The sequence below is a fragment of the Acinetobacter sp. CFCC 10889 genome, from assembly GCF_003268395.1.
In the GTDB taxonomy this organism is placed as follows: Bacteria; Pseudomonadota; Gammaproteobacteria; order Pseudomonadales; family Moraxellaceae; genus Acinetobacter.
Map to the genome: position 1 here is coordinate 1 of NZ_LQXQ01000209.1, position 281 is coordinate 281.

At 41.6% G+C, this 281-nt stretch carries 1 protein-coding gene; it reads right to left on the reverse strand.

The features are described from left to right. Positions 1 to 281, reverse strand: a 281-nt coding sequence (locus AVJ19_RS21395) for an IS30 family transposase (protein WP_111861448.1), incomplete at both ends; no start/stop codon positions are given.

The following is a 281-nucleotide window of genomic DNA, read 5'->3' on the forward strand; positions in this document are numbered from 1 at the left end:
AAGCGCACCTTTGTGATGTTTCCCAATCACAGTATCCCCCTCAAAATCACCAATACGTTGCCTCTGATCAATCACATCTCCTCGTTCATGTATACTGCGTCTATTGGCAAGTTGACCACGTCTATCTGTGTTCTTAAACCCTCGTTTTCGATAGGTTTTTTGATGGCGTAGGTGTTGATACAAATCACCACCTTGATCTTTATCCTGATAAATATATCGATAAATCCATTCATGAGATGGCACATCTAACCAGCCACGCTCAGTTAATGCACCTTTGATCT